This is a genomic window from Streptomyces sp. CLCI03 (assembly GCF_053615355.1).
Genome location: NZ_CM132132.1, coordinates 2,903,776 through 2,927,119, shown reverse-complemented (window position 1 = coordinate 2,927,119; position 23,344 = coordinate 2,903,776). Strand labels below are relative to the sequence as shown.

The following is a 23,344-nucleotide window of genomic DNA, read 5'->3' as shown; positions in this document are numbered from 1 at the left end:
GGGAGCCGCCGCCGGCGGGCTCAGGCGCGCGGGCGCAGCAGGTCCAGCATCTCGGCGTGCAGCAGTCCGTTCGAGGCCGCCGCGTTCCCGCCGTGCACCCCGTCCACGCCGTCCAGGCTGGTGAAGCGGCCGCCCGCCTCCTGGACCACGACCGCGATCGCCGCCATGTCCCAGAGGTTGAGCTCCGGCTCCGCGCACAGGTCCAGCGAGCCCTCCGCGACCATCATGTACGGCCAGAAGTCCCCGTAGCCGCGGGTCCGCCAGCAGGCCCGGGTCAGGTCCAGGAACCCGGCGAGCCGGCCCTGTTCCTCCCAGCCGCTCAGCGAGGAGTACGCGAACGAGGCGTCGCCCAGCTCGCCCACCTCGGACACGCCGACGGCGGCGGTCTCCCCGAGCGCGCCGCCCGCGAACGCGCCGCCGCCCCGGGTCGCCCACCAGCGGCGGCCCAGCGCCGGCGCGGACACCACGCCGACCACCGGGCGGAACTCGCCGTCGGGGTCCTCGGCCATCAGGGAGATCAGGGTCGCCCAGACCGGGACCCCGCGCACGTAGTTCTTCGTACCGTCGATCGGGTCCACCACCCAGCGGCGCGGACCGCTGCCCTGGAGCCCGTACTCCTCACCCAGGACGGCGTCGTCCGGCCGGGCGGCCGCGATGCCGGCCCGGATGATCTCCTCGGCCGCCTGGTCCGCCTCGCTCACCGGGGTCATGTCCGGCTTCGTCTCGACCCGCAGGTCGAGGGCGCGGAACCGCTCCATCGTGGCGACGTCCGCCGCGTCGGCGAGTTCGAGGGCAAGGCGCAGGTCATCGTCATACTCGGGCATGCCCGAACAGTATCGAGACTCCCGGAGAGCGACCAATGCCGTCCACGGTGCGGCCGGGGTGCGCCCTTGACAGGATCTGGCGACCCGTCAACTCTGACCGGGGAGAGCCGAACGGGGAGGCGCGGATGCCGGCAGCCCGGGAGTCCTTGCTGGAGGCGGCAGGAGCCGCTCTCTCGGCGCGCCCCTGGCCTCAGGTGCGGATGGTCGACGTCGCAGCCGCCGCCGGGGTGTCCCGGCAGACCCTCTACAACGAGTTCGGCGGCAAGGCGGGCCTGGGCAGCGCCCTGGTCCGCCGCGAGGCCGACCGCTACCTCGACGGGGTGGACCGGGTCCTGTCCGCCCCGGACCGGGCCGCCGAGCGGCTCGCCGCCGTCGCGGAGTGGATCGTACGGGCGGCCCGCGCCCAGCCCCTCGTACGGGCCCTGCTCACCGGCGCCTGGGACGCGGACCTGCCCGCGGCGGGCCGCCGGGCACCGGGGCCCGGCGAGCTGGCCCGGGCCGTGCGGGACCGGGCGGCCGCCGCGCTGACGCCGGGGGAGGGCCCACAGGCGTGCGAACTCGCCGTACGCCTCGCCCTCTCCTACGTGATAGCCCCGGGGGAGGAGCCCGGTCCGGGCGAGCTGCGCAGGCTGCTCAGTGCGCGGACCCGGACAGCTGGAGGCCGATGACGCCCAGGATCACCAGCGAGATCGAGACGAGTTTGAGGGTGGAGACCAGGTCGCCGAGGAAGACCATGCCGTAGATCGCCGTCCCGGCGGCGCCGATGCCCGTCCACACCGCGTACGCCGGGCCCACGTCCAGCTTCTTGAGCGCCAGGGTCAGCAGACCGAAGCTGCCGAGCGCGAAGCAGGCGAAGGCGATGGTCGGCCCCAGCCGGGTGAATCCGTGGGAGAGCTTGAGGCAGACCGCGAAACCGGTCTCCAGGAGTCCGGCGACCACGACCAGCAGCCACGCCATGGCGAATGCCTCCCCGCGTAACGTGACATCGCGTCACTTGGTGCGATTATGCATTTATCCAGACAGAGCCCTCTACAAACGCGGCCGGACCTCCGCCGGACGGTCAGTCGCCCTCGCGACGCTCGCGCGTCTGCAGCAACCGGCGCAGCGAATACAGCCGCGCGGGGTCCGCGTGGCCGTCCTCCACCCACGTGTCGAGCGCACAGTCCTGCTCGTCGTGGCTGCACGCGCGCGGGCACTCCTCGGTACCCGGAACCAGGTCCGGGAAGGCCAGGATCACCCGGGACGGGTCCACGTGGTGCAGGCCGAAGGAGCGCACGCCCGGGGTGTCGATGACCCAGCCGTCGCCGCTCGGCAGCGGCAGCGCGAGCGCGGAGGTGGTGGTGTGCCGGCCGCGGCCGGTCACCGCGTTGACGTGCCCGGTGGCGCGCTGGCGGCCCTCGGCGACCAGCGAGTTCACCAGGGTGGTCTTGCCCACGCCCGAGTGTCCGACGAAGGCGGTGATCCGGCCGTCGAGGCGCTCGCGCACCCGGTCGGCCGCGTCGCCCGTGGCCAGCTCCTCGCGGTTGGTCACCACGTAGTTCAGACCGAAGGTCGAGTAGATCTCCAGGATCTTGTCCGCGGAGGTCAGATCGGACTTGGTGAGCACCAGCAGCGGCTCCAGGCCGGCGTCGTACGCCGCCACCAGACAGCGGTCGATCATCCGGGGCCGCGGCTCCGGATCGGCCAGGGCCGTCACGATGGCCAGCTGGTCGGCGTTGGCGACGACCACCCGCTCGTACGGGTCGTCGTCGTCGGCGGTGCGCCGCAGGACGGACCTGCGCTCCTCGATCCGCACGATGCGGGCGAGGGTGTCCTTCTTGCCGGACAGGTCACCGACGATCCAGACCCGGTCGCCGACCACCGCCGCCTTGCGGCCCAGTTCGCGGGCCTTCATCGCGTGCACCGAACGGCCCTCGACCAGGCAGGTCAGCCGGCCTCGGTCCACCGTCAGGACGAAGCCCTCGGCGGCGTCCTCGTGCTTGGGGCGGATACTGGTCCGAGGCCGGTTGCCCTTGGGGTTCGGGCGCTGGCGGATGTCGTCCTCGTCGGTGTGCTTGCCGTACCTGCGCATGACGGGCCCTACGCTCCCGCTCCCGCACCCGCTCCGGGCACCCCGGAACCCTCGACGTCCCCGGCGAGCATGTCCGTCCACATCTTCGGGAAGTCCGGCAGGGTCTTCGCGGTCGTCGCCACGTTCTCGATCTGCACGCCCTCCACCGCCAGGCCGATCACCGCGCCCGCGGTGGCCATCCGGTGGTCGTCGTACGTGTGGAACACCCCGCCGTGCATCCGGCGCGGCCGGATCCGCAGACCGTCGGCGGTCTCGGTGACGTCGCCGCCGAGCCCGTTGATCTCCTTGGTCAGCGCGGCCAGCCGGTCCGTCTCGTGCAGCCGCAGGTGCGCGACACCGCGCAGCACCGACTCGGAGTCGGCCAGGGCCGCCACCGCCGCGATGCCCGGGGTCAGCTCGCCGACCTCGCTCAGGTCCACGTCGATGCCGTGGATCTTGCCGGTGCCGGTGAAGACCAGGCCCGCGTCGGTCAGCTCGCAGGAGCCGCCCATCTCGGTGAAGATCCGGCGCAGCGCGTCGCCCGGCTGGGTGGTGCGGCGCGGCCAGTCCGGGACGGTCACCGTGCCGCCGGTGATCAGGGCGGCGGCCAGGAAGGGCTGCGCGTTGGAGAGGTCCGGCTCGACGACCATGTCGCGGCCCAGCAGCGCGCCGGGGGTGACCCGCCACACGTCCTTCTCGCCCCCGGCCTCGGGGGTGTCGACCTGGGCGCCCGCCGCACGCAGCATCTCCACGGTCATCCGGATGTGCGGCATCGACGGCAGGTTGCCGCCCACGTGCCGGACCTCGACGCCCTGGTTGAAGCGCGGGGCGGAGAGCAGCAGCGCGGAGACGAACTGCGAGGAGTTGCTGGCGTCGATCTCGACCGTGCCGCCCTCCAGCGCCCCGCCGCCCAGGACGGTCATGGGCAGCGCGCCCCGGCCGTCGTCGTCGATGCGGGCGCCGAGGGTACGCAGGGCGCTGATGACCTGGCCCAGCGGGCGCTCGTAGGAACGCGGGTCGCCGTCGAAGCGGATGTCGCCGTCGGCGAGGGTGGCGACGGGCGGCAGGAAGCGCATGACCGTGCCCGCGTTGCCGACGTCCACGGTCGTCGGGCCGTGCAGGGCCGCCGGGATGACCCGCCAGGCCTCGCCGCCCGAGCCGTCACCGGCGGAGCTGGACGAGACGGTCTCCTCGATGCCGACGCCCATCGCGCGCAGCGCGTCGGCCATCAGCTGGGAGTCGCGCGAGCGCAGCGGGCGGCGCACCCAGCCCGGCTCGGCGGCGAGCGCGGCGAGCACGAGGGCCCGGTTGGTGACCGATTTGGACCCGGGCACCGTGACGGTGGCGTGGACGGTCCCATCGGCGAGCGGAGCGGGCCAGAGGGCAGGGAGCGCGGGGGTCTCGGTCATGGCCACCACTTTAGTGGCTTCCCCCGATGCCAGATCTTGATCCCGGCCCCGTCTCAGGGAGCGGTCACAGGGCGAGCAGCCAGCGGGCGCCGCCGATCAGCGAGCACAGCGCGACGACGTGGAAGAAGAGCAACCACACCACCGGGTGCAGGTGCGTGAGCCGGCCGAGCTGGTCGGCGTCCGAATCGGGCGCCCCGCCGCCCCGGCGCTTGGCCCCCAGCTCGAAGACCGGCCGGACCCCGCCGAACAGCAGGAACCACACCACCAGATAGGCGAAACCGGCCTGCACCTCGGCCGGGGTCAGCCAGGACACGAGCAGGAAGGTTCCGCCGGTCAGGACCACCGTCAGCGCCCCGTACGCGTTCCGGATCATCACCAGCATCACGAGCAGCAGGGCGGTGGCCGCCCACAGCAGCAGCGTGATCCGGTGCGCGGACAGCAACGCCGCTCCGCCCAGCCCGAGCAGCGAGGGCGCCGTGTACCCGCCCGCGGCCGTCAGGATCATGCCGATGCCGGTCGGCCGGCCCCGGCTGACGGTGACCCCGCTGGTGTCGGAGTGCAGCCGTATCCCGCTCAGGCGCCGCCCGGTCAGCAGGGCCAGCAGGCCGTGACCGCCCTCGTGCGCGATGGTGATCGCGTTGCGCGACAGCCGCCACACCGGGCGGGGCCCCACCGCGGCCAGTGCGACCAGACCTGTCGTGATCACCAGCCACAGGTCGGGCGCGGCCTGTATGCCCGTGAGCCGGTCCCACAGACCGGCGGTCGTGCTGCTGTCCATAAGGTGGCGGACTCCTTGCGGTGAGGTGCGGGTGGCATGGCAGTGTGACAGCCATGTGCGGACGGTATGCGGCGAGTCGTAGGCCCGAGGACCTGGTGGAGGCCTTCGGCATCGAGAAATGGGAGCCGGAGGAGACCCTGGCCCCCGACTTCAACGTGGCGCCGACGAAAGAGGTCCACGTGGTCCTCGACCGTCCCCTCAAAGACGCCTCGCACCCACGTCCGGTTCGCCAGCTGCGCGTCCTGAAATGGGGGCTGGTCCCCTCCTGGGCCCAGAACCCCGACGGCGCCGCCCGGATGATCAACGCCCGGTCGGAGACCCTGCACGAGAAGCCGTCCTTCCGCCGCCCCTTCGCGCAGCGCCGCTGCATCGTCCCCGCCGACGGCTACTACGAGTGGGTCACCGCCCACGACGAACGGCAGCTGGAGGTGGAGGGCAAGAAGAAGCGGGCCCGCAAGCAGCCCTACTTCGTGCTCCCCTCCGACGGCTCCGTCTTCGCCATGGCCGGGATATACGAGTTCTGGCGCGACCGGACCCTGCCCGACGAGCACCCGCTCTCCTGGTGGGTCACCTGCTCGGTGATCACCACGGAGGCCGAGACCGGCCCCCTGGGCGTGGCCCCCGCCGAGGGACCGCGCTCGCTGGCCGACATCCACCCGCGGATGCCGCTGATGCTGACCCCGGACCGCTGGGACGCCTGGCTGGACCCGGCGAACACCGACACCGAGGGCTCGCTGCGCGAGCTGCTCGCCCCGCCGCCCGGCGGGCTGATGCGGGCCTACCCGGTGTCCACCGCCGTGAGCGGCGTGCGCAACAACGGCCCGGAGCTGCTGACGGAGCTGGCCGCGCCGGAAGAGGGCACCCTCTTCTGACCCGGGCAGGATGGGACGCATGACCACGCGTACCCAGAGCGTCGACACCCCGGCGGGCGAGGCCCGCATCACCTGGCACCGCGCGTCGGAGCCGAGGCTCGTGCTCGCCGTGAGCCACGGCGCCGGCGGCGGCATCGAGGCCCGCGACCTCCAGGCCCTGGCCGCCGCCCTGCCCGCCCGCGGGATCACGGTGGCCCTCGTCGAACAGCCCTGGCGGGTCGCCGGCAAGAAGGTCGCCGCCGCCCCCAAGGTGCTGGACGAGGGATGGCGCGGGCTGTGGCCGGCGCTCGTCGCGTCGGGGCGGCCGGTGGTCGCGGGCGGGCGCAGTGCCGGGGCCCGGGTGGCCTGCCGGACCGCCGCCGAGCTGGGCGCCGCCGGAGTGCTGGCGCTGGCCTTCCCGCTGCACCCGCCGGGCCGGCCGGAGAAGTCCCGCGCCGAGGAGCTGACCGGTGCCGGCCGCCCGACCCTCGTGGTCCAGGGCGACCGGGACCCGTTCGGCCGTCCCGAGGAGTTCCCGCCGCCGAGCGCGGGGGACCCGTACGAGCTCGTGGAGGTGGCGCACGCCGATCACGGCTTCGCGGTGCCGAAGAAGGCGGACACCACCCAGGAGGAGGCACTCCTGACGATCACCGAAGCGGTGGGGGAGTGGCTCGGGCGGCTCCCCGGGTGAGGGGCCGCGGGCCGGGTCGCGGCACAGGCCGAAAACCGCCCGGTGCCCGGGAATGCGCCGCCCGCCGCTTCTGTTGTCTCGGATGTCGGAACGTACGGGAACTCGTCGGAGGAGAGGGAGCGCATGACCCAGGTCATCAGCCAGAACCGTCGGCAGGCCGCTGACCTGGACTGGACCGTGCTGCCGGCGCCCAAGCGCAGCTCGCTTCGGGCGGCGGAGGGCCGGGAAGGTCGACTATTCTCCGATTCGAGCGGATCCGCTTTCGGAGCCGCCACGCTGTCGGAGGAGGTGGGTCCTGTCGCTGGGACCGACGAAGGCCACGCGGAGGAGACGACCCTGGAGCGCAACGCGCGCTTCGAACGGGACGCCCTCGGCTACCTCGACCAGATGTACTCGGCCGCGCTGCGCATGACGCGCAATCCGGCCGACGCCGAGGACCTGGTCCAGGAGACGTACGCGAAGGCGTACGCGTCCTTCCACCAGTTCCGCGAGGGCACCAACCTGAAGGCGTGGCTGTACCGCATCCTGACCAACACCTTCATCAACTCCTACCGCAAGAAGCAGCGCGAGCCCCAGCGCAGCGCCGCGGAGGAGATCGAGGACTGGCAGCTGGCGCGCGCCGAGTCGCACATGTCGACCGGACTGCGTTCCGCCGAGTCGCAGGCGCTCGACCATCTGCCGGATTCCGATGTGAAGGAAGCCCTGCAGGCCATTCCGGAGGAGTTCCGCATCGCGGTCTACCTTGCCGACGTAGAGGGCTTTGCGTACAAGGAGATCGCGGACATCATGGGTACACCCATCGGTACGGTCATGTCGCGACTGCACCGTGGCCGCCGTCAACTCCGCGGAATGCTGGAGGACTATGCCCGTGAGCGCGGGCTGGTTCCCGCGGGCGCGGGAGAGTCGAACGACCGGAAAGGCTCGGGCTCATGAGTTGCGGAGAGCCGCACGAGACAGAGTGCTCTGAGGTCCTGGATCACCTGTACGAGTTTCTCGACCAGGAGATGCCGGACAGTGACTGCACGAAGTTCGAGACGCACTTCGGCGAGTGCAATCCCTGCCTGGAGAAGTACGGGCTGGAACAGGCCGTGAAGAAGCTGGTGAAGCGCTGCTGCGGGTCGGACGACGTGCCGACCGACCTGCGGTCGAAGGTGATGGGCCGGATCGAACTGATCAGGTCCGGCCAGGCGGTGCCCGACCACGACGTCACCGCGGACAATCCCGCTCCCGGCTGACCCGGTCACCGACCGGTCGGACGATTGAACAGCCGCCCCCGGAAGAGCACTTCATTCACCCGAATGTGCTAATCCGGGGGCGTCCGCATGGCCCAATGCGGAAATGTGGCCCACCGCGCTCCGGGCCCCGCCTATTCTCCCCAATCGGTGCCGGTTCGATACGGCGACCGGTGTGCACGGCACAGGGGAGGAGAGCGCCATGCGGGCACTTCCGCCGGCGGCGCGCGCATACATCCTGTGCGCCGTTCTCGCGGCCGCCGCGTGCGTCACCCCCGCCCTCACGGATTCCGGTACGCCCTGGACGGCCGTGCTCCTGCTCGCCGCGCTCTACCTCGGCTGCGAACTCGTCAGGGTCTGCCCGCTGCTGGGCCGCCGGGTGCCCGAGGGCATCGGCTCCTTCTTCCCCGTCGTGCTCGCCGCCGTCCTCCTGCTGCCACCCGCCGCCGCCGCGCTCGTCGCGCTGCCCGGGGGCCTCGCGGGGACCGCCGGCCGGCGGTCCGCCCGGGTGCGCCGCGTGTGGCACGGCGCGCAGCAGGCGACGGCCGCCTGGGTCGCGGGCCGGACCTACGGGCTGCTGGACGGCCCGGCCACCCTCGGCGGCGGGCCCTCCACCGGCTCCGGGCCGTCCGCGGGACCGGCCGACTTCCCCTTCGCGCTGCTCCCCGCGACGGCCGCGGCCGTCGTCTTCTGCCTCGTGCTCACCGTCCTCGACGGCGGCATCCTGGCCGCCGCCGAACGCCGACCGGCCGCCACCGCCTGGCGCGGGCTCCTGTCCGCCTCCCTCGCCCCGCACTGCGTCCACGGCCTCGCCGGCCTGATGATGGCCGTCATGTGGCGCAGCCCCTACGGGCCCCCGGCCGCACTGCTCGTCCTGCTGCCGATGTACATCTCCTGCTGGGTCTTCGCCCAGTACCACCGCGAACGCGTCGCCCACCAGGCCACCATCCGCGCACTCGTCCAGGCCGTCGACATCAAGGACCGCTACACGCGCGGCCACAGCGAACGGGTCGGTCAGGCCTCCACGATGATCGCCCGGGAACTGGGCATGACCGAGGACCGGCTGGAGACGGTGCGCATCGCCGGGATCCTGCACGACGTCGGCAAACTCGGCGTCCCCACCCGGCTGCTGCGCAAGGACGGTCCGCTCACCCCGCAGGAGCGCCGGATCATCGAGCTGCACCCCGAGTACGGGCACGAGATGGTGCGCGGCATCGCCTTCCTCGGCGAGGCCCGGTCCGCGATCCTGCACCACCACGAGCGGGTCGACGGCTCCGGCTATCCGTACGGGCTGACCGGCGAGCAGATCCCGGTGCTGGCCCGGGTGGTGGCGGTGGCCGACGCCTTCGACGCGATGACCTCGACCCGCTCGTACAGCCGGGCCCGCCCGGTGCCGGTCGCCCTCGCGGAGCTGGAACGGTGCGCGGGGGCGCAGTTCGACCCGTCGATGGTGCGGGCACTGGTCGACGCGATCGGCCGGACCGGCTGGCACCCGGTGGTGACCTCGGACGAGGACCTCCAGGTGATCCCGGCCGGGGCCGCCGACCCGGGGCCGCCGGTACCCGGCCCGGTACCCGCACCCGGACCCGGACCCGGAAGCGCACCGGGCCCGGGCCCGCGGCCGTCGGCCCTGCCCGGGATGCCGGAGCAGGGTTCCCGGACGGCCGCACCGGTCCCGCGGTCCGGCCGGGTCCCCGCGGTTCCCGGCCCGGCCGGCGGATCCGGCGGGTCCGGCGGGTCCGGCCCGGACGCGGACGCCGGCGGGGCGGGCGGATGAGGGCCCCCGCCGCCTGGACCGTGCGCGGGGCCGCCGGGGTGCTCACCGGCGCCGCGCTCGGCCACACCCTGTGGAACGGCGTCGCCGAGCCCGGCGCCGCCCTCGCCTTCGCCACCCTGATCGCCGTCGGGGAACTCGCCCGCCGCGACCGCCGGGACTTCCTCGGCCTCCTCGGCCGGCACCCCGCACCGCTCGGCTCCGCCGGAGCCCTCGCCTACGCCCTGCTCGGCCGGAGCGCCGGGCAGCCCACCCACCACGGGGTGCTGCAGACCGTCGCGGTCGTCGTCGCCGCCGTCCTCGCCGGGATCGTCCCGCACATCGCCCGCGGCCGGGGTCCCGCCCTCGACCACCTGTCCCGCCGGGTGCTCACGGTCGCCTTCGCCGCCGCCTGTTTCCAGCCGCTCTACAACTCGGGCCGGCTGGAGCAGCGGGTGGGCCAGGGCCCGTACCTCGTCGGCTTCCTGCTCTTCCTGCTCGGCCTCACCGCCCTGTGCGACGCCGTGCTCGCCGCCGCGCTCACCGGGGCCCGGACCGGCCGGCCGTACGGTGCGGTGCTGCGCGACGAACTGCGCGCCCAGCTCGGCATCGGCTCGGCGATCTGCGCCACCGGGGTCGTCATGGCGCTCGGCACGGCCGTCGCGGGCCTGTGGGCCCTGCCCGTCTTCAGCCTGCCCCTGCTGCTGACCCAGCTGTCCTTCCACCGGATCACCGCGATCCGCACCACCTACCGCCAGACCATCACCTCCCTGGCCCGCGCCACCGAGATCGCCGGCTGCACCCGCCCGGGCCACTCCCGCCGGGTGGCCGCCCTGAGCTGCGCCGTCGGCCGGGAGCTGGGCCTGTCGGAGCGGGAGCTCACGGTGCTGGAGTACGCCGCCCTGATGCACGACATCGGGCAGCTCTCCCTCGTCGACCCGGTCCCCGACGGGGCCACGGCCGGGCTGCCCGACGGCGAGGCCCGTCGGATCGCCGAGCTGGGCGGGGAGGTGGCCCGCCGGACCGGGGTGCCCGCCGAGGTCGCCGTGGTGGTGGAGCGGCAGGCGGATCCGTACCGGGAACAGTCCACGGCGGCCCGGATCGTGCGTACGGTGAATGCGTACGACGATCTGGTCGGCGGGAGCCGTCACCCGGGTGGCTCACTGGCCGCCCTGGAGCGGCTCCGCCTGGGCACCGGGCACGCGTACCAGCCGGAGGTCGTGGAGTGCCTGGCAAGGGTTCTGGCCAGGGGCGGACGTGGCAGAGTGGTGCCCGTCCCACCTGGGTAACCCATGGGTAATGAGCGGCCGTCCGAGTGGGCATGGTTGGATGCCAGTAAGAGGGACCGTAGGAGTGTCCGCAAGGCTGCACCGTTGTTCCCCAGCGACCGCTGGGAGGTGCCCCCAGGCAGGCGGGAATCGTGAGGATCTTCGGGAAGGTACGGCATCGGCCCTCCGCTTCGTGGCGGCAGGCCACCGACCGCGCGTTCACGCTGATCGGCGACGGGCGGTACGAGGACGCGGGCGCGCTCCTGACGAGAGCGGCGGACCTGGAGCCCTGGCTGTCCGAGTCCTGGTTCAATCTGGCCCTGCTGCACAAGTTCCGGCACGACTGGGAGCAGGCGCGGGCCGCCGGGCTGCGCGCCGTGGCCCTGCTGGACCGGGAGACCGGCGCCCCGGACTGGTGGAACGTCGGGATCGCCGCCACCGCGTTGCAGGACTGGCCGCTGGCCCGGCGGGCCTGGCAGGCGTACGGGCTGAAGGTGCCCGGGGACGCCGCCGGGGCGGGCGAGCCGGTCGGGATGGAACTGGGCAGCGCCGCCGTGCGGCTGTCGCCCGAGGGCGAGGCCGAGGTGGTCTGGGGCCGTCGGCTGGACCCGGCCCGGCTGGAGGTCCTGTCGATCCCGCTGCCCTCCTCCGGGCGGCGGTGGGGCGAGGTCGTGCTCCACGACGGGGTCCCGCACGGAGAGCGGGTGACCGCGGCCGGCCCCTCGTACCCCGTGTTCGACGAGATCGAGCTGTGGGCGCCGTCCCCGGTGCCGACCTGGGTGGTGCTGCTGGAGGCGGCCACCGAGGCGGACCGCGACGCGCTGGAGCAGCTGGCCTCGGACGCCGGATTCGCCGCCGAGGACTGGTCCTCGTCGGTGCGTCTGCTGTGCCGGACCTGCTCGGAGAGCGAGATGCCGAGCGACGAGGGCGACGGTGAGCAGCACCTCGATCCGCACGACCACAGCGAGCCCGGCCACCCCGGACCGCTCGGCCACCGTACGGCCGGCTCGGGCTCCCTGTGGGTCCCCGAGCGCGAATGCGGGATCGCGGCACCGGCCGGTCTGGTGCGCGGACTGCTCGACGGCTGGGTCGCGGACAGCCCTGGCACCCGCGAGTGGCGAGATCTCGAAGAAGTCTGCTGATCCGGGGCCGTACGCTGTACGGGCACATCGGTGACCACCACGGCCATCGGTGACCGGGACTTACGGAAGGCGTACGGCGGACATGGCGCAGCAGGAGAACGAGGTTGTCGAGAGCGTGAACGACGGGTACGTCGTGGACACCGAGGACTGTGAGGCGCGCGAGCTCGCCCACCGTCAGCGCGGTACGGCCCGTCCGATCACCACGGTCGGCAACCCGGTCCTGCACAAGGAGTGCAAGGACGTCACCGAGTTCGGCGACGAGCTGGCGCAGCTGATCGACGACATGTTCGCCAGCCAGAAGGCCGCCGAGGGCGTGGGCCTGGCAGCGAACCAGATCGGCGTGGACGCCAAGGTCTTCGTCTACGACTGCCCGGACGACGACGGCAAGCGGCACACCGGTGTCGTGGTCAACCCGAAGCTGATCGAGCTGCCGGCCGCCGCCCGTGTGCTGGACGACTCCAACGAGGGCTGCCTGTCGGTCCCGACGGCGTACGCCTCGCTGGCCCGCCCGGACTACGCCGAGGTCGAGGGACAGGACGCGCAGGGCAACCCGATCAAGGTGCGCGGCACCGGCTACTTCGCCCGCTGCCTGCAGCACGAGACCGACCACCTGTACGGCTACCTCTACATCGACCGCCTCTCGAAGCGGGACCGCAAGGACGCCCTGCGTCAGATGGAAGAGGGCACCCCGCGCTACGAGACCGTCCCCAACGCCTGATTCCGGACGACCTCCTAGGCGGCCTGCGGGCCCCGGAAGGCGCGCCGGAAGGAATTCGGCGTGGTGCCCAGGGTCCGCAGGAAGTGGTGGCGCAGGGCGGCCGCGTTGCCGAAGCCGCAGCGGCCGGCGATGGCGTCCACCGTCTCGCCGGTCGACTCCAGCAGCTCCTGCGCCAGCAGGACCCGCTGGCGCAGCACCCACTTGTACGGGGTGGTGCCGGTCTCCTGGAGGAAGCGGCGGGCGAAGGTCCGCGGGGACATGTGCGCCCGCTCCGCGAGCTGCTCGACGGTGATCTCCTCGCCCAGGTGGCGGGCCATCCACTCGATCACCTCGCCCACCGTGTCGCAGGCCGTGCGCGGCAGCGGCCGCTGGATGAACTGGGCCTGCCCGCCGTCGCGGTGCGGCGGTACGACCATCCGGCGCGCGATGATGTTGGCCACCTCGGCCCCGTGCTCCTGGCGGACCACGTGCAGGCAGGCGTCGATGCCCGAGGCCGTGCCGGCGGCGGTGATCACCGGGCCCTCGTCGACGTAGAGCACGTCCGGGTCGACGACCGCCCGCGGGAAGCGCCGGGTCAGGGCCGCGGCGTGCATCCAGTGCGTGGTGCACCGGCGGCCGTCCAGCAGTCCGGCGGCGCCCAGGACGTAGGCCCCGCTGCACACGCTGAGGACCCGCGCGCCCCGCTCCACGGCCCGGCGCAGGGCCGCGAGCAGGGGCTCGGGGTAGATGCGTACGCCCGCGTCACCGGAGGCGGGCAGGCAGATCAGATCGGCCTCCTCCAGCCGCTCCAGCCCGTGCGCGGGGGTGATGCCGAAGGCGCCCCCGCCCACGGTCAGCGGCCCCTCCTCCGCCGCGCAGACGGCGAAGTCGTACACCGGTACGCCCATGTCACTGCGATCGATTCCGAACACCTCGCAGAAGATCCCCAGCTCGAAGGGGGCGACTTTGTCGACGAGGGCCACGGCCACGTTGGTCAGCATGACCCCAGTGTGGCAGTAATTCGGTCTTCTGTGACAGTACTGCCACTGTCGATCATGGGCGATCAGGCGGACAGTAGAGCTATGACCACCTTCGTGAGTTACCTCGCCGTCCTCGCCGTCGCCGCCCTCGTCCTCGGGCCCAGCCTCTACGGGATCCTGCGCGACCGGCGGATCGACCAGCAGATCCGGGCCGTCGCGACCCGGCTCGTGTGGCTGCCCCGCCAGCGCGCGGGCGGCCTCCCGCCCACCCCGCGCCGGCGCGCCTTCCGGCCCGCCCCCCGGCGGTACTGGGGCCCCATCGCCCACTGAGACACCGGGGAACGCGAGAAGCCGGGACACGGAAACCTCCGCATCCCGGCTCCCCGGTCGATCACTCCCCGGAACTCCTGGGGAGTCGTGGAACCCTCGAACCCTAGAAGTCCTCGTCCAGGTCGACCGTGCCCTCGACCGCGACCTGGTAGGCCGACGGACGACGCTCGAAGAAGTTCGTCAGCTCCTGCACACCCTGCAGCTCCATGAAGGAGAACGGGTTCTGCGAGCCGTACACCGGCGGGAACCCGAGACGGACCAGACGCTGGTCCGCGACGCACTCCAGGTACTCGCGCATCGACTCGGTGTTCATGCCCGGCAGGCCGTCACCGCACAGGTCGCGGCCGAACTGCAGCTCCGCCTCCACGGCCTCCTTGAGCATGTCGGTGACCTGCTGCTGGAGGGCGTCGTCGAAGAGCTCCGGCTCCTCCTTGCGGACCGTGTCCACGACCTCGAACGCGAAGTTCATGTGCATGGTCTCGTCACGGAACACCCAGTTGGTGCCGGTGGCCAGGCCGTGCAGCAGACCGCGCGAGCGGAACCAGTACACGTACGCGAAGGCACCGTAGAAGAACAGGCCCTCGATGCACGCCGCGAAGCAGATCAGGTTCAGCAGGAAGCGGCGGCGGTCGGCGGCCGTCTCCAGCCGGTCGATCTTCTCGACCGAGTCCATCCACTTGAAGCAGAACTGCGCCTTCTCGCGGATGGAGGGGATCTCCTCGACCGCGTCGAAGGCCGCCGCGCGGTCGTCCGGGTCGGGCAGGTAGGTGTCGAGCAGCGTCAGATAGAACTGGACGTGCACGGCCTCCTCGAACAGCTGGCGCGACAGGTACAGGCGCGCCTCAGGGGAGTTGATGTGCTTGTAGAGCGTCAGCACCAGGTTGTTCGAGACGATCGAGTCGCCGGTCGCGAAGAACGCGACCAGTCGGCCGATCATGTGCTGCTCGGAGGGCGTCAGCTTCGCGAGGTCCGCGACGTCCGAGTGGAGGTCGACCTCCTCGACGGTCCAGGTGTTCTTGATCGCGTCCCGGTAGCGCTCGTAGAAGTCCGGGTAGCGCATCGGGCGGAGCGTGAGCTCGAAGCCCGGGTCCAGGAGGTTCTTGTTGTCGTTGGAGCTCATTACTGGCAGGCCTCGCAGGACTCGGGGTTCTCAAGGGAGCAGGCCAGCGCCTCGGCGTCGGCGACCGCCTGCGGCAGCTCGACGGGGGTGGCCGCCTGCGCGGCGCGGGCGATCTTCGTCGCCGGGCGCGAGCGCAGGTAGTAGGTGGTCTTCAGACCCTGCTTCCAGGCGTACGCGTACATCGAGCTGAGCTTGCCGATGGTGGGCGTCTCCAGGAACAGGTTCAGCGACTGCGACTGGTCCAGGAACGGCGTACGGGCCGCCGCCATGTCGATCAGACCGCGCTGCGGGATCTCCCACGCCGTGCGGTACAGCTCGCGGACCTCGGCCGGGATCCAGCCGAAGCCCTGGACCGAGCCGGAGGAGTCGCGCAGCGCCTCACGGGTCTGGGCGTCCCACACGCCGAGCTGCTTGAGCTCCTCCACCAGGTAGCCGTTCACCTGGAGGAACTCACCGCTGAGCGTCTCGCGCTTGAACAGGTTGGAGACCTGCGGCTCGATGCACTCGTACACGCCGGCGATCGAGGCGATGGTCGCCGTCGGGGCGATGGCCAGGAGCAGGGAGTTGCGCATGCCGGTCTCGGCGACGCGGGCGCGCAGCGCGTCCCAGCGCTCCGGCCAGTTCAGCTCGACGTCGTAGTGGTCCGGGTGCAGGACACCACGGGCGGTACGGGTCTGCTCCCAGGCCGGCAGCGGGCCGCTGCGCTCGGCGAGGTCGCAGGAGGCCTCGTAGGCGGCCAGCATGATGCGCTCGGAGAGCTTGGTGGACAGGGCCTTCGCCTCGGGGGAGTCGAAGGGCAGCTTCAGCTTGAAGAAGACGTCCTGGAGGCCCATCGCGCCCAGGCCCACCGGGCGCCAGCGCGCGTTGGAGCGGCCGGCCTGCTCGGTCGGGTAGAAGTTGATGTCCACCACGCGGTCGAGGAAGGTGACGGCGGTGCGGACGGTCTCGTCGATCCGCTCCCAGTCGATCTCCGGGCCGTCCGCCGTGTCGATGACGAACGCGCCCAGGTTGACCGAGCCGAGGTTGCAGACGGCCGTCTCGCCGTCGTTGGTGACCTCGATGATCTCGGTGCACAGGTTCGAGGAGTGGACGACGGTGCCCGGCTCGGCGGTCTGGTTCGCCGTGCGGTTGGAGGCGTCCTTGAAGGTCATCCAGCCCTGACCGGTCTGCGCGAGGGTGCGCATCATCCGGCCGTACAGGTCGCGGGCGGGCATGGTCTTGCGGGCCAGGCCGTCGGCCTCCGCCTTGCGGTAGGCGGCGTCGAAGTCGTCGCCCCACAGGTCGACCAGCTCGGGCACGTCGGCCGGGGAGAACAGCGACCAGTCGGCGTCGGCGTTCACGCGGCGCATGAACTCGTCCGGCACCCAGTGGGCGAGATTCAGGTTGTGGGTGCGGCGCTGGTCCTCACCGGTGTTGTCACGGAGCTCCAGGAACTCCTCGATGTCCGCGTGCCAGGTCTCCAGGTAGACGGCGGCGGCGCCCTTGCGGCGGCCACCCTGGTTCACGGCGGCGACGGACGCGTCGAGGGTCTTCAGGAACGGCACGATGCCGTTGGAGTGGCCGTTGGTACCGCGGATCAGCGAACCGCGGGCGCGGATGCGGGAGTACGACAGGCCGATGCCGCCCGCGTGCTTCGACAGGCGCGCGACCTGGTGGTAGCGGTCGTAGATCGAGTCGAGCTCGTCCAGCGGGGAGTCCAGCAGGTAGCAGGAGGACATCTGCGGGTGCCGGGTGCCGGAGTTGAAGAGCGTGGGGGAGGACGGCAGGTAGTCCAGACGGCTCATCAGCCGGTACAGCGAGGCCACTTCCTCGACGGCCTGGACGCTCTCGTCGGCGGCCAGACCGCACGCCACGCGCAGCATGAAGTACTGCGGGGTCTCGATGACCTGACGGGTGATCGGGTGGCGCAGCAGGTAGCGGCTGTGCAGGGTGCGCAGGCCGAAGAAGCCGAAGCGGTCGTCGGCGCCCTCGGCGAGGGTCAGCTCGACGAGCGAGTCGAGCCGGCTCGCGTGCGTACGGACGAACTCGGCGGTGCGGTCCGCGATGAGGCCCTCGCGGTGGCCGACCTCGACGGAGGCCGAGAAGGAGGTGGAGCCCTGGCTCGCGGCCTCGTCGCGCACGGCCAGCGTCAGCAGGCGGGCGGCGAGCCGGGAGTAGGCCGGGTCCTCGGAGATCAGACCGGCGGCGGCTTCGGTGGCCAGCCCGCGCAGTTCGGCGTCGTCGGCGGCGGAGCTGCGGCCGCGCAGCGCGGAGGCCGCGACCCGGCCGGGGTCGGTGTCGGGGAGGTCCGCCGTCAGTTCGGTGAGGGTACGCAGCAGCGTGGCCCCCGGGCCCTCGGTGTTGTCGCCAGAAGTGGACTCGGCGCGCGGTGCGGAAGGCGCGATGGTCACGGCGGGAGCTCTCCCTCGCTCGGCCCGGTCATCGGCGGGGCGGGGCGCGAGCGGGCGCATGCGGGCGCGACGAGAACGCGTACCCCGCATGGCGTCCACCGGCCCAACCGCGAGGCCCGGACGAATCGGCACCCGGTTCGGTCGAGCCGGGCGCGCTGTCGGCAGGTCATCGGACTTGGTGTCCGGTAGCCGGACACTTCATACCGTTGCGGGACAGTTCCGGATTCGCACCGGATTCCCCTGCGGCGACAGCAGGCATGAGCATACATGTGGGGGCGGCCCTCTGCGGTAACCCCCACATGTAGTGTCGGCGTGGCTACAGCTTGAGCCGGTAAGTGAGGAGTGTCAGGCCTTCGATCGGCGCCCAGTCCCGCTCCGGAGTGCGTACGAAGCCCAGTCGCGCGTAGATCCGATGGGCCCCGGCCATGCCGCGTTGGGTGGACAGAACCAGGCCGGTCACCCCCTCCAGCGCCCTCGCCCGCTCGACGCAGGCCCGCACCAGAGCCTCTCCGGCACCTTGGCCGCGCGCCTCGTGGGCCACCGCGAGCATCCGGAACTCGGCCTCGTCCGGGGCCGCGATGTCGGCGAGCGGGCTGCCCGGAGCGGCGAAGGTCACACCGCCCAGAAGCCGTTCGTCGCGCACGGCGACGAGCACCTCGCCCTCGGCGGCCCGACCGGCCACGTCGCGCAGCACGTTCAGGTAGTGGTCGTCCTCGTTGAAGTCCAGATGCCCGTCGGCGAGGTAGGCCCGCGCCGTGATCTCGCCCAGCTCCGCGTACTCGGCGGGTCGCACCGCCCTGATCACCATGTCCATGCGGTCGAGTGTGCAGGAGGGGCGCCGACGGGCGGGTGCCGGGCGGACGAAGGCCCCGCCGCGGGGAGCGGCGGGGCCTTCGGCGTGCGGGGTGGTTCAGCAGCAGCGGAAGCCCTCGCGGGGGTCCGCCTCGCGGGCGTCCGTGCGGGCGCGCTCGAAGGCGCGGCGGGTCAGGACCTCCGCGTCCGGGTCGTGGGAGCGGGCGTGGGCCACGTACCGGTCGTACGCGGCCTCCCCCGAGAACTCCCGTACGTAGAACCGCGCCTTCGCCAGCGCGCTGCGCACGCTCATCAGGCCACCGGCTCCTTGACGTGTCCGCCGCCCGCCTCCGGACCCGCCGCGGCGAGCTCCGCCCGCTCCTCGGCGGTCGCGATCAGCCCGGCCGGGGCGACGATCTTCGACTCGGTCCACGGGGTCTCGGAGAGGGTCGCCGAGCCCGGGTCGCGGACGGCCTTGAGGCAGGTCCGGGCCGCGTCCGCGAGGACCACGATGATCAGGAGGGCGAAGAGGGCGCACAGGACGCCGTCGACCGTGGCGTTGGTGACCACGGTGTGCATGTCGTCCATGTTCTTGGCGGGCGCCAGGACCTTGTCGGCGTCGATTCCGGCCTGGTACTTGTCGCGCTGGGCGAAGAACCCGACCTTCACGTCCTCCGAGAAGATCTTCTGGTAGCTCGCGGTCAGGGTCACGGTGGCGTCCCAGACCAGCGGGACGCCCGTCACCCAGGCCCACTTGAGCCGGCCGGACTTGATCAGCAGCGTGGTGCAGACGGCCAGCGCGACCGCGGCGAGCAGCTGGTTGGCGATGCCGAAGAGCGGGAAGAGCTGGTTGATGCCGCCGAGCGGGTCCTTGATGCCGACCCACAGGAAGTAGCCCCAGCCGGCGACGACGATCGCGCTCGCGAACCACACGCCGGGCTTCCAGCTGACGTCCTTGAAGGACTTGTGCACGTTGCCGAGGGTGTCCTGGAGCATGAACCGGCCCACGCGGGTGCCCGCGTCGAGCGTCGTCAGGATGAAGAGCGCCTCGAACATGATGGCGAAGTGATACCAGAACGCCTTCATGCCGGCGCCGCCGACGACGGCGGAGAAGATCTCCGACATTCCGAGTGCGAAGGTCGGCGCACCGCCCGTGCGCGAGAGCAGGCTGGCTTCCTCGACGTCCTTGGCGGCCTGGGCGAGCGCCTCGGGGGAGACGGCGAAACCGAAGTTGGTCACCGCCTGGGAGGCGGACTCGACCGTGGTGCCGATGATTCCGGGCGGCGAGTTGACCGCGAAGAAGAGGCCGGGCTCGATGATGCAGGCCGCGATGATCGCCATGACGGCGACGAACGACTCGGTCAGCATGGCGCCGTAGCCGATCATGCGGACCTGGGTCTCCTTCTGGATCATCTTCGGGGTGGTTCCCGAGGAGACCAGGGCGTGGAAGCCGGAGAGCGCGCCACAGGCGATGGTGATGAAGACGAAGGGGAACATCGACCCGGCGAAGACCGGTCCGTCGCCGCGGGCGGCGAAGTCGGTGATCGAGGGCATCTTCAGCGTGGGCATCGCGATGACCACGCCGATGGCGAGGAGCGCGATGGTGCCGACCTTCATGAAGGTGGAGAGGTAGTCGCGGGGCGCGAGCAGCATCCACACCGGCAGCACCGAGGCCAGGAAGCCGTACACCACCATCCAGATGACCAGCGTCTCCTTCTCCAGGGTGAAGGTGTCCGCGAAGGAGGACTCGGCGACCCAGCCGCCCGCGACGATGGCGAGCAGCAGCAGCGCGACGCCGATGACGGAGACCTCGGTGACCCGACCCGGTCGCAGGACGCGCAGGTAGAAGCCCATGAAGACGGCGATCGGGATGGTCATGCCGATGGAGAAGACGCCCCAGGGCGAGTGCGCCAGGGCGTTGACGATGACGAGGGCCAGGACCGCCAGCAGGATGATCATGATGGCGAACACGGCGATCAGGGCGGCGGCCCCGCCGACGGGGCCGATCTCGTCCCGGGCCATCTGGCCGAGCGAACGCCCGTCGCGGCGGGTGGAGAAGAACAGCGTGACCATGTCCTGGACGGCCCCGGCGAAGATGACGCCGGCAACGATCCAAATGGTGCCCGGCAGATAGCCCATCTGCGCGGCGAGTACGGGTCCGACGAGCGGACCGGCGCCGGCGACGGCCGCGAAGTGGTGGCCGAAGAGCACTCGGCGGTCGGTGGGATGGAAGTCGACACCGTTGTCAAGGCGTTCGGCGGGGGTGGCCCGGGTGGCGTCCACCTTCAGCACGCGGTTCGCGATGAAGCGCGCGTAGAAGCGGTAGGCGATCGCGTACGAGCCCAGCGCGGCGGCGAGCAGCCAGGCGGCGGAGATCTCCTCGCCGCGCGAGAGCGCGAGTACGCCCCAGCCGATGGCGCCCACGAGTCCGACGAGCACCCACGCGGCGATGGACCGGGGAGAAGGCGAGCCCGACGTACTGCCCGGACTCGCCGCGTCCCGTTCTGTCCCTGTTGCTTCCGGTTCAGGCATGACCTCGTCCCCTCGTCGATCATCTGCGTAAGCGCAGGGAATCTACGGGGGATCGCCCGCTGAGCGTAAGACCCCGTCCGTATTCCGGTATGTGAAGGAATCGAGGACGCGGGGTCCGACGGGCCAGGTCGGGCGGGGTGGGAGGGGTGAGGTCAGACGGCGGGGCGCTTGAGCCTGGCGACGAACTTGTACCGGTCGCCGCGGTACACCGACCGCACCCACTCCACCGGTTCGCCGTCGGCGTCCAGGGAGTGCCGGGAGAGCATCAGCATCGGCAGGCCGACGTCGGTGCCGAGCAGGCCGGCCTCGCGCGGGGTGGCCAGCGAGGTCTCGATGGTCTCCTCGGCCTCGGCCAGGTGCACGTCGTAGACCTCGGCGAGAGCCGTGTAGAGGGAGGTGTACTTGGCGAGCGAACGGCGCAGCGCGGGGAAGCGCTTGGCCGACAGGTGCGTGGTCTCGATGGCCATCGGCTCACCGCTGGCCAGGCGCAACCGCTCGATGCGCAGCACCCGTCCACCGGTGGTGATCTTGAGCAGTCCGGCGAGGGTGTCGTCGGCCGTCACGTAGCCGATGTCGAGGAGCTGGGACGTCGGTTCCAGTCCCTGGGCCCGCATGTCCTCCGTGTACGAGGTCAGTTGCAGCGCCTGGGAGACCTTGGGCTTGGCGACGAAGGTGCCTTTGCCCTGGATCCGCTCCAGTCGCCCCTCTACGACCAGTTCCTGGAGGGCCTGTCGGACGGTGGTCCGCGAGGTGTCGAATTCGGCCGCGAGCGTGCGCTCCGGCGGCACCGGGGTGCCGGGGGGCAGTGTCTCGGTCATGTCGAGCAAGTGCCGCTTGAGTCGGTAGTACTTGGGAACGCGTGCCGTGCGGGTGACTGCCCCGCCGTCCGGCTCCGTGGTCGCCCCTTCGGTGGCCATCGCCGCCCGCCTTCCCGACTCCAGTTTCGCTGCCGTCACCGGCTCCTCCGATATGTGCGGTCACATCGTGACACGAGTGGGGGGACAGGCCTTCTCTCTCCCCAGGTGTCGGTCCGATAACGGACCGAGCACCCGCTCATTAGACCCTTGACACCCCTAAAGGTCTAGGCCAAGCTCCAGCTACTGGTCTAAACCAATATGGATCAGATCCCGGCCCCACGGCAGTACTTCGCGTATGTCACCGCGGCGGGCGAGGGAAGTGCAGGCAGGCATCCCTGAGGAGGGTGGCGTGAAGCGCAAGCTCATCGCGGCGGTCAGTGTCGCGGGCATGATGGTCGGAGTCGCGGCGTGCGGCAACGGCAGCGACGACAAGGCGAAGACCGACGCGGGTGGCGCCAAGGAGATCACCGTCTGGGTGATGGACGGCTCCGCTCCCAAGGCCTGGATCGACGAGGTCAACAAGGAGTTCTCGGCCAAGCACCCCGGTGTCACGGTCAAGGTCGAAGAGCAGAAGTGGACCGGCATCCAGGAGAAGGTCACCACGGCCCTCTCCGAGAACAACCCGCCGGACGTCCTGGAGCTCGGCAACACGCAGACCGCCGGCTACGCGGTCACCGGCGGTCTCGCCGACCTGACCAAGGACAAGGCCGCACTCGGCGCCGACGCCTGGCAGAAGAGCATGCTCGCCTCGGCCGAGATCGACGGCAAGCTCTACTCCGCTCCGTGGTACGCCGCCAACCGCGTCGTCGTCTACGACAAGAAGGCCTACGAGAAGGCCGGCGTGACCCCGCCGAAGACCCGCGACGAGTGGATCGCCGGTCTGGAGAAGCTGAAGGCGGCCGACCCGGCCTCGCAGCCGATCTACCTGCCCGGCCAGAGCTGGTACGTCCTCGCCGGCTTCGTCTGGGACGAGGGCGGCGACCTCGCCGTCAAGGACGGCGCCAAGTGGAAGGGTGGCCTCGCCACTCCCCAGGCCGCCTCGGCGATGGACTTCTACAAGAAGCTCCAGTCCTTCTCCACCGCCCCCAAGGACAAGGACGAGGCGACCCCGCAGCAGTCCACCGACATCGTTCCCAAGGGCGGCGTCGCCTCCTGGATCGGTCTCGGCTGGGAGGCCGGCGGTGCCGAGAAGGCGCTGAAGGAGGCGGGCAAGGAGGCCGACTTCGGCTACTTCCCGATCCCGGGCAAGACCGCGGACAAGACCGGCACCGTCTTCCTCGGCGGCTCCAACCTCGCGATCGCCGAGCGCTCCAAGAACAAGGAGCTCGCCAAGGAGTGGCTGGCCCTCGCCGCAGGCAAGGACCAGATGACCAAGTACGCCGCCGAGACCAAGGGCGCCCTGCTGCCGAACCAGGTCGGCGCGAACTTCACCCCGGCCGCCGGCTCCTTCGCCGAGGCCATGGGCAAGGCCGGCCTCAACGGCAAGATCACCCCGGTCACCGCGGGTTGGGCGAACGTCGAGACCGAGCCGAACCCCATCAAGGAGTTCATGACCAAGGTCCTGAACGGTGAGGACGCCGCCAAGGCGGGCGCGGACGCGGACAAGGAAATCGCGAACCGCATCAACAAGTAGCCCCACTCCGCAGTT

23 protein-coding genes and 1 riboswitch are annotated in these 23,344 nt (G+C 71.5%); of the genes, 11 read left to right on the top strand and 12 right to left on the bottom strand.

From position 1 onward, the window contains the following. Window positions 1-20: 20 nt before the first annotated feature. Window positions 21-824 carry a histidinol-phosphatase gene (hisN, locus tag ACWG52_RS13150; protein ID WP_389805939.1) on the bottom strand — a complete coding sequence of 268 codons (804 nt, stop codon included), beginning with the start codon at window positions 822-824 and terminating at the stop codon, window positions 21-23. A gap of 125 nt (window positions 825-949) precedes the next feature. Between hisN and ACWG52_RS13145 the strand changes: the two genes are divergently transcribed. Beyond that, on the top strand, window positions 950-1,492 hold the full coding sequence (locus ACWG52_RS13145) for a TetR/AcrR family transcriptional regulator (RefSeq protein ID WP_389805937.1): 543 nt from the start codon (window positions 950-952) through the stop codon (window positions 1,490-1,492). On the opposite strand, the gene ACWG52_RS13140 is transcribed toward ACWG52_RS13145, so the two are convergent. The 4 genes from ACWG52_RS13140 to ACWG52_RS13125 all read right to left on the bottom strand — a co-directional run bounded on the left by ACWG52_RS13140 (window position 1,458) and on the right by ACWG52_RS13125 (window position 5,061). Continuing rightward, window positions 1,458-1,781 carry a DMT family transporter gene (locus ACWG52_RS13140; RefSeq protein WP_030711657.1) on the bottom strand — a complete coding sequence of 108 codons (324 nt, stop codon included), beginning with the start codon at window positions 1,779-1,781 and terminating at the stop codon, window positions 1,458-1,460. The two genes, ACWG52_RS13145 and ACWG52_RS13140, sit on opposite strands and share 35 nt — an antisense overlap. 103 nt (window positions 1,782-1,884) lie before the next feature. Beyond that, window positions 1,885-2,895 carry a ribosome small subunit-dependent GTPase A gene (rsgA, locus tag ACWG52_RS13135; protein WP_389805935.1) on the bottom strand — a complete coding sequence of 337 codons (1,011 nt, stop codon included), beginning with the start codon at window positions 2,893-2,895 and terminating at the stop codon, window positions 1,885-1,887. Between the two features lie 8 nt (window positions 2,896-2,903). Next, window positions 2,904-4,283 (bottom strand): 3-phosphoshikimate 1-carboxyvinyltransferase, encoded by a 1,380-nt coding sequence (gene aroA / locus ACWG52_RS13130; RefSeq protein ID WP_389805933.1) that lies wholly within the window; start codon window positions 4,281-4,283, stop codon window positions 2,904-2,906. A 64-nt stretch (window positions 4,284-4,347) separates the two neighbouring features. After that, entirely contained in the window at window positions 4,348-5,061 is a 714-nt protein-coding gene (locus tag ACWG52_RS13125; protein ID WP_389805931.1) for a M50 family metallopeptidase, read from the bottom strand. A 53-nt stretch (window positions 5,062-5,114) separates the two neighbouring features. On the opposite strand from ACWG52_RS13125, the gene ACWG52_RS13120 reads away from it, so the two are divergent. The 8 genes from ACWG52_RS13120 (at window position 5,115) to def (ending at window position 12,716) form a co-directional block, all read left to right on the top strand. Then, the gene (locus ACWG52_RS13120) at window positions 5,115-5,933 is read left to right on the top strand and encodes an SOS response-associated peptidase (protein WP_389805929.1); all 819 of its coding nucleotides are present in this window, start codon (window positions 5,115-5,117) and stop codon (window positions 5,931-5,933) included. A 19-nt stretch (window positions 5,934-5,952) separates the two neighbouring features. Further along, window positions 5,953-6,603 (top strand): alpha/beta hydrolase family protein, encoded by a 651-nt coding sequence (locus ACWG52_RS13115; RefSeq protein ID WP_389805927.1) that lies wholly within the window; start codon window positions 5,953-5,955, stop codon window positions 6,601-6,603. A 288-nt stretch (window positions 6,604-6,891) separates the two neighbouring features. Beyond that, entirely contained in the window at window positions 6,892-7,536 is a 645-nt protein-coding gene (locus ACWG52_RS13110) for a sigma-70 family RNA polymerase sigma factor (protein ID WP_030385954.1), read from the top strand. Beyond that, window positions 7,533-7,838 carry a mycothiol system anti-sigma-R factor gene (gene rsrA / locus ACWG52_RS13105; protein ID WP_030012982.1) on the top strand — a complete coding sequence of 102 codons (306 nt, stop codon included), beginning with the start codon at window positions 7,533-7,535 and terminating at the stop codon, window positions 7,836-7,838. The genes ACWG52_RS13110 and rsrA overlap by 4 nt, the downstream gene beginning before the upstream one ends. A gap of 199 nt (window positions 7,839-8,037) precedes the next feature. Continuing rightward, window positions 8,038-9,612: an HD-GYP domain-containing protein gene (locus tag ACWG52_RS13100; protein ID WP_389805925.1), complete on the top strand. Its 1,575-nt coding sequence runs from the start codon at window positions 8,038-8,040 to the stop codon at window positions 9,610-9,612. After that, on the top strand, window positions 9,609-10,877 hold the full coding sequence (locus ACWG52_RS13095; RefSeq protein ID WP_453128744.1) for an HD-GYP domain-containing protein: 1,269 nt from the start codon (window positions 9,609-9,611) through the stop codon (window positions 10,875-10,877). The genes ACWG52_RS13100 and ACWG52_RS13095 overlap by 4 nt, the downstream gene beginning before the upstream one ends. A gap of 131 nt (window positions 10,878-11,008) precedes the next feature. Then, complete coding sequence (locus ACWG52_RS13090) at window positions 11,009-11,998, top strand: tetratricopeptide repeat protein (RefSeq protein ID WP_030011692.1); 990 nt, start codon at window positions 11,009-11,011, stop codon at window positions 11,996-11,998. An 82-nt stretch (window positions 11,999-12,080) separates the two neighbouring features. After that, window positions 12,081-12,716, top strand: coding sequence for a peptide deformylase (gene def / locus ACWG52_RS13085; protein ID WP_375939584.1), 636 nt, complete (start codon window positions 12,081-12,083; stop codon window positions 12,714-12,716). Between the two features lie 14 nt (window positions 12,717-12,730). Here the strand turns inward: def and ACWG52_RS13080 are convergent, their stop codons facing one another. Next, complete coding sequence (locus ACWG52_RS13080) at window positions 12,731-13,696, bottom strand: helix-turn-helix domain-containing protein (RefSeq protein ID WP_389805920.1); 966 nt, start codon at window positions 13,694-13,696, stop codon at window positions 12,731-12,733. 81 nt (window positions 13,697-13,777) lie between these two features. Here ACWG52_RS13080 and ACWG52_RS13075 point away from each other — a divergent pair, with 81 nt between their 5' ends. Next, window positions 13,778-14,005, top strand: a complete 228-nt coding sequence (locus ACWG52_RS13075) for a hypothetical protein (protein WP_051763104.1) — start codon at window positions 13,778-13,780, stop codon at window positions 14,003-14,005. A 103-nt stretch (window positions 14,006-14,108) separates the two neighbouring features. Here the strand turns inward: ACWG52_RS13075 and ACWG52_RS13070 are convergent, their stop codons facing one another. The 6 genes from ACWG52_RS13070 to ACWG52_RS13045 form a co-directional block, all read right to left on the bottom strand. Further along, entirely contained in the window at window positions 14,109-15,125 is a 1,017-nt protein-coding gene (locus ACWG52_RS13070; RefSeq protein WP_030385960.1) for a ribonucleotide-diphosphate reductase subunit beta, read from the bottom strand. Beyond that, window positions 15,125-17,515: a ribonucleoside-diphosphate reductase subunit alpha gene (locus ACWG52_RS13065; RefSeq protein ID WP_389805918.1), complete on the bottom strand. Its 2,391-nt coding sequence runs from the start codon at window positions 17,513-17,515 to the stop codon at window positions 15,125-15,127. Before ACWG52_RS13065 ends, ACWG52_RS13070 begins: the two co-directional genes overlap by 1 nt. 143 nt (window positions 17,516-17,658) lie before the next feature. Further along, window positions 17,659-17,780: riboswitch (cobalamin riboswitch) on the bottom strand. A gap of 51 nt (window positions 17,781-17,831) precedes the next feature. After that, a complete protein-coding gene (locus ACWG52_RS13060) occupies window positions 17,832-18,329 on the bottom strand; it encodes a GNAT family N-acetyltransferase (protein WP_033218636.1) in 498 nt (165 codons plus the stop codon). A gap of 96 nt (window positions 18,330-18,425) precedes the next feature. Beyond that, window positions 18,426-18,620: a YbdD/YjiX family protein gene (locus ACWG52_RS13055; protein ID WP_033218637.1), complete on the bottom strand. Its 195-nt coding sequence runs from the start codon at window positions 18,618-18,620 to the stop codon at window positions 18,426-18,428. Then, window positions 18,620-20,839, bottom strand: coding sequence for a carbon starvation CstA family protein (locus ACWG52_RS13050; protein WP_389805915.1), 2,220 nt, complete (start codon window positions 20,837-20,839; stop codon window positions 18,620-18,622). Before ACWG52_RS13050 ends, ACWG52_RS13055 begins: the two co-directional genes overlap by 1 nt. A 152-nt stretch (window positions 20,840-20,991) precedes the next feature. Then, window positions 20,992-21,756: a GntR family transcriptional regulator gene (locus tag ACWG52_RS13045; protein ID WP_033218639.1), complete on the bottom strand. Its 765-nt coding sequence runs from the start codon at window positions 21,754-21,756 to the stop codon at window positions 20,992-20,994. 289 nt (window positions 21,757-22,045) lie between these two features. Here ACWG52_RS13045 and ACWG52_RS13040 point away from each other — a divergent pair, with 289 nt between their 5' ends. Then, entirely contained in the window at window positions 22,046-23,329 is a 1,284-nt protein-coding gene (locus ACWG52_RS13040) for an extracellular solute-binding protein (protein WP_390137889.1), read from the top strand. Window positions 23,330-23,344 lie beyond the last annotated feature (15 nt).

What these genes read in the sequence shown, in the direction of transcription:
- hisN (WP_389805939.1), bottom strand. Translation starts at nt 824, where the DNA reads ATGCCCGAGTATGACGATGACCTGCGCCTTGCCCTCGAACTCGCCGAC.
- ACWG52_RS13145 (WP_389805937.1), top strand. Translation starts at nt 950, where the DNA reads ATGCCGGCAGCCCGGGAGTCCTTGCTGGAGGCGGCAGGAGCCGCTCTC.
- ACWG52_RS13140 (WP_030711657.1), bottom strand. Translation starts at nt 1,781, where the DNA reads ATGGCGTGGCTGCTGGTCGTGGTCGCCGGACTCCTGGAGACCGGTTTC.
- rsgA (WP_389805935.1), bottom strand. Translation starts at nt 2,895, where the DNA reads ATGCGCAGGTACGGCAAGCACACCGACGAGGACGACATCCGCCAGCGC.
- aroA (WP_389805933.1), bottom strand. Translation starts at nt 4,283, where the DNA reads ATGACCGAGACCCCCGCGCTCCCTGCCCTCTGGCCCGCTCCGCTCGCC.
- ACWG52_RS13125 (WP_389805931.1), bottom strand. Translation starts at nt 5,061, where the DNA reads ATGGACAGCAGCACGACCGCCGGTCTGTGGGACCGGCTCACGGGCATA.
- ACWG52_RS13120 (WP_389805929.1), top strand. Translation starts at nt 5,115, where the DNA reads ATGTGCGGACGGTATGCGGCGAGTCGTAGGCCCGAGGACCTGGTGGAG.
- ACWG52_RS13115 (WP_389805927.1), top strand. Translation starts at nt 5,953, where the DNA reads ATGACCACGCGTACCCAGAGCGTCGACACCCCGGCGGGCGAGGCCCGC.
- rsrA (WP_030012982.1), top strand. Translation starts at nt 7,533, where the DNA reads ATGAGTTGCGGAGAGCCGCACGAGACAGAGTGCTCTGAGGTCCTGGAT.
- ACWG52_RS13100 (WP_389805925.1), top strand. Translation starts at nt 8,038, where the DNA reads ATGCGGGCACTTCCGCCGGCGGCGCGCGCATACATCCTGTGCGCCGTT.
- ACWG52_RS13095 (WP_453128744.1), top strand. Translation starts at nt 9,609, where the DNA reads ATGAGGGCCCCCGCCGCCTGGACCGTGCGCGGGGCCGCCGGGGTGCTC.
- def (WP_375939584.1), top strand. Translation starts at nt 12,081, where the DNA reads ATGGCGCAGCAGGAGAACGAGGTTGTCGAGAGCGTGAACGACGGGTAC.
- ACWG52_RS13080 (WP_389805920.1), bottom strand. Translation starts at nt 13,696, where the DNA reads ATGCTGACCAACGTGGCCGTGGCCCTCGTCGACAAAGTCGCCCCCTTC.
- ACWG52_RS13075 (WP_051763104.1), top strand. Translation starts at nt 13,778, where the DNA reads ATGACCACCTTCGTGAGTTACCTCGCCGTCCTCGCCGTCGCCGCCCTC.
- ACWG52_RS13070 (WP_030385960.1), bottom strand. Translation starts at nt 15,125, where the DNA reads ATGAGCTCCAACGACAACAAGAACCTCCTGGACCCGGGCTTCGAGCTC.
- ACWG52_RS13060 (WP_033218636.1), bottom strand. Translation starts at nt 18,329, where the DNA reads ATGGACATGGTGATCAGGGCGGTGCGACCCGCCGAGTACGCGGAGCTG.
- ACWG52_RS13055 (WP_033218637.1), bottom strand. Translation starts at nt 18,620, where the DNA reads ATGAGCGTGCGCAGCGCGCTGGCGAAGGCGCGGTTCTACGTACGGGAG.
- ACWG52_RS13050 (WP_389805915.1), bottom strand. Translation starts at nt 20,839, where the DNA reads ATGCCTGAACCGGAAGCAACAGGGACAGAACGGGACGCGGCGAGTCCG.
- ACWG52_RS13045 (WP_033218639.1), bottom strand. Translation starts at nt 21,756, where the DNA reads ATGGCCACCGAAGGGGCGACCACGGAGCCGGACGGCGGGGCAGTCACC.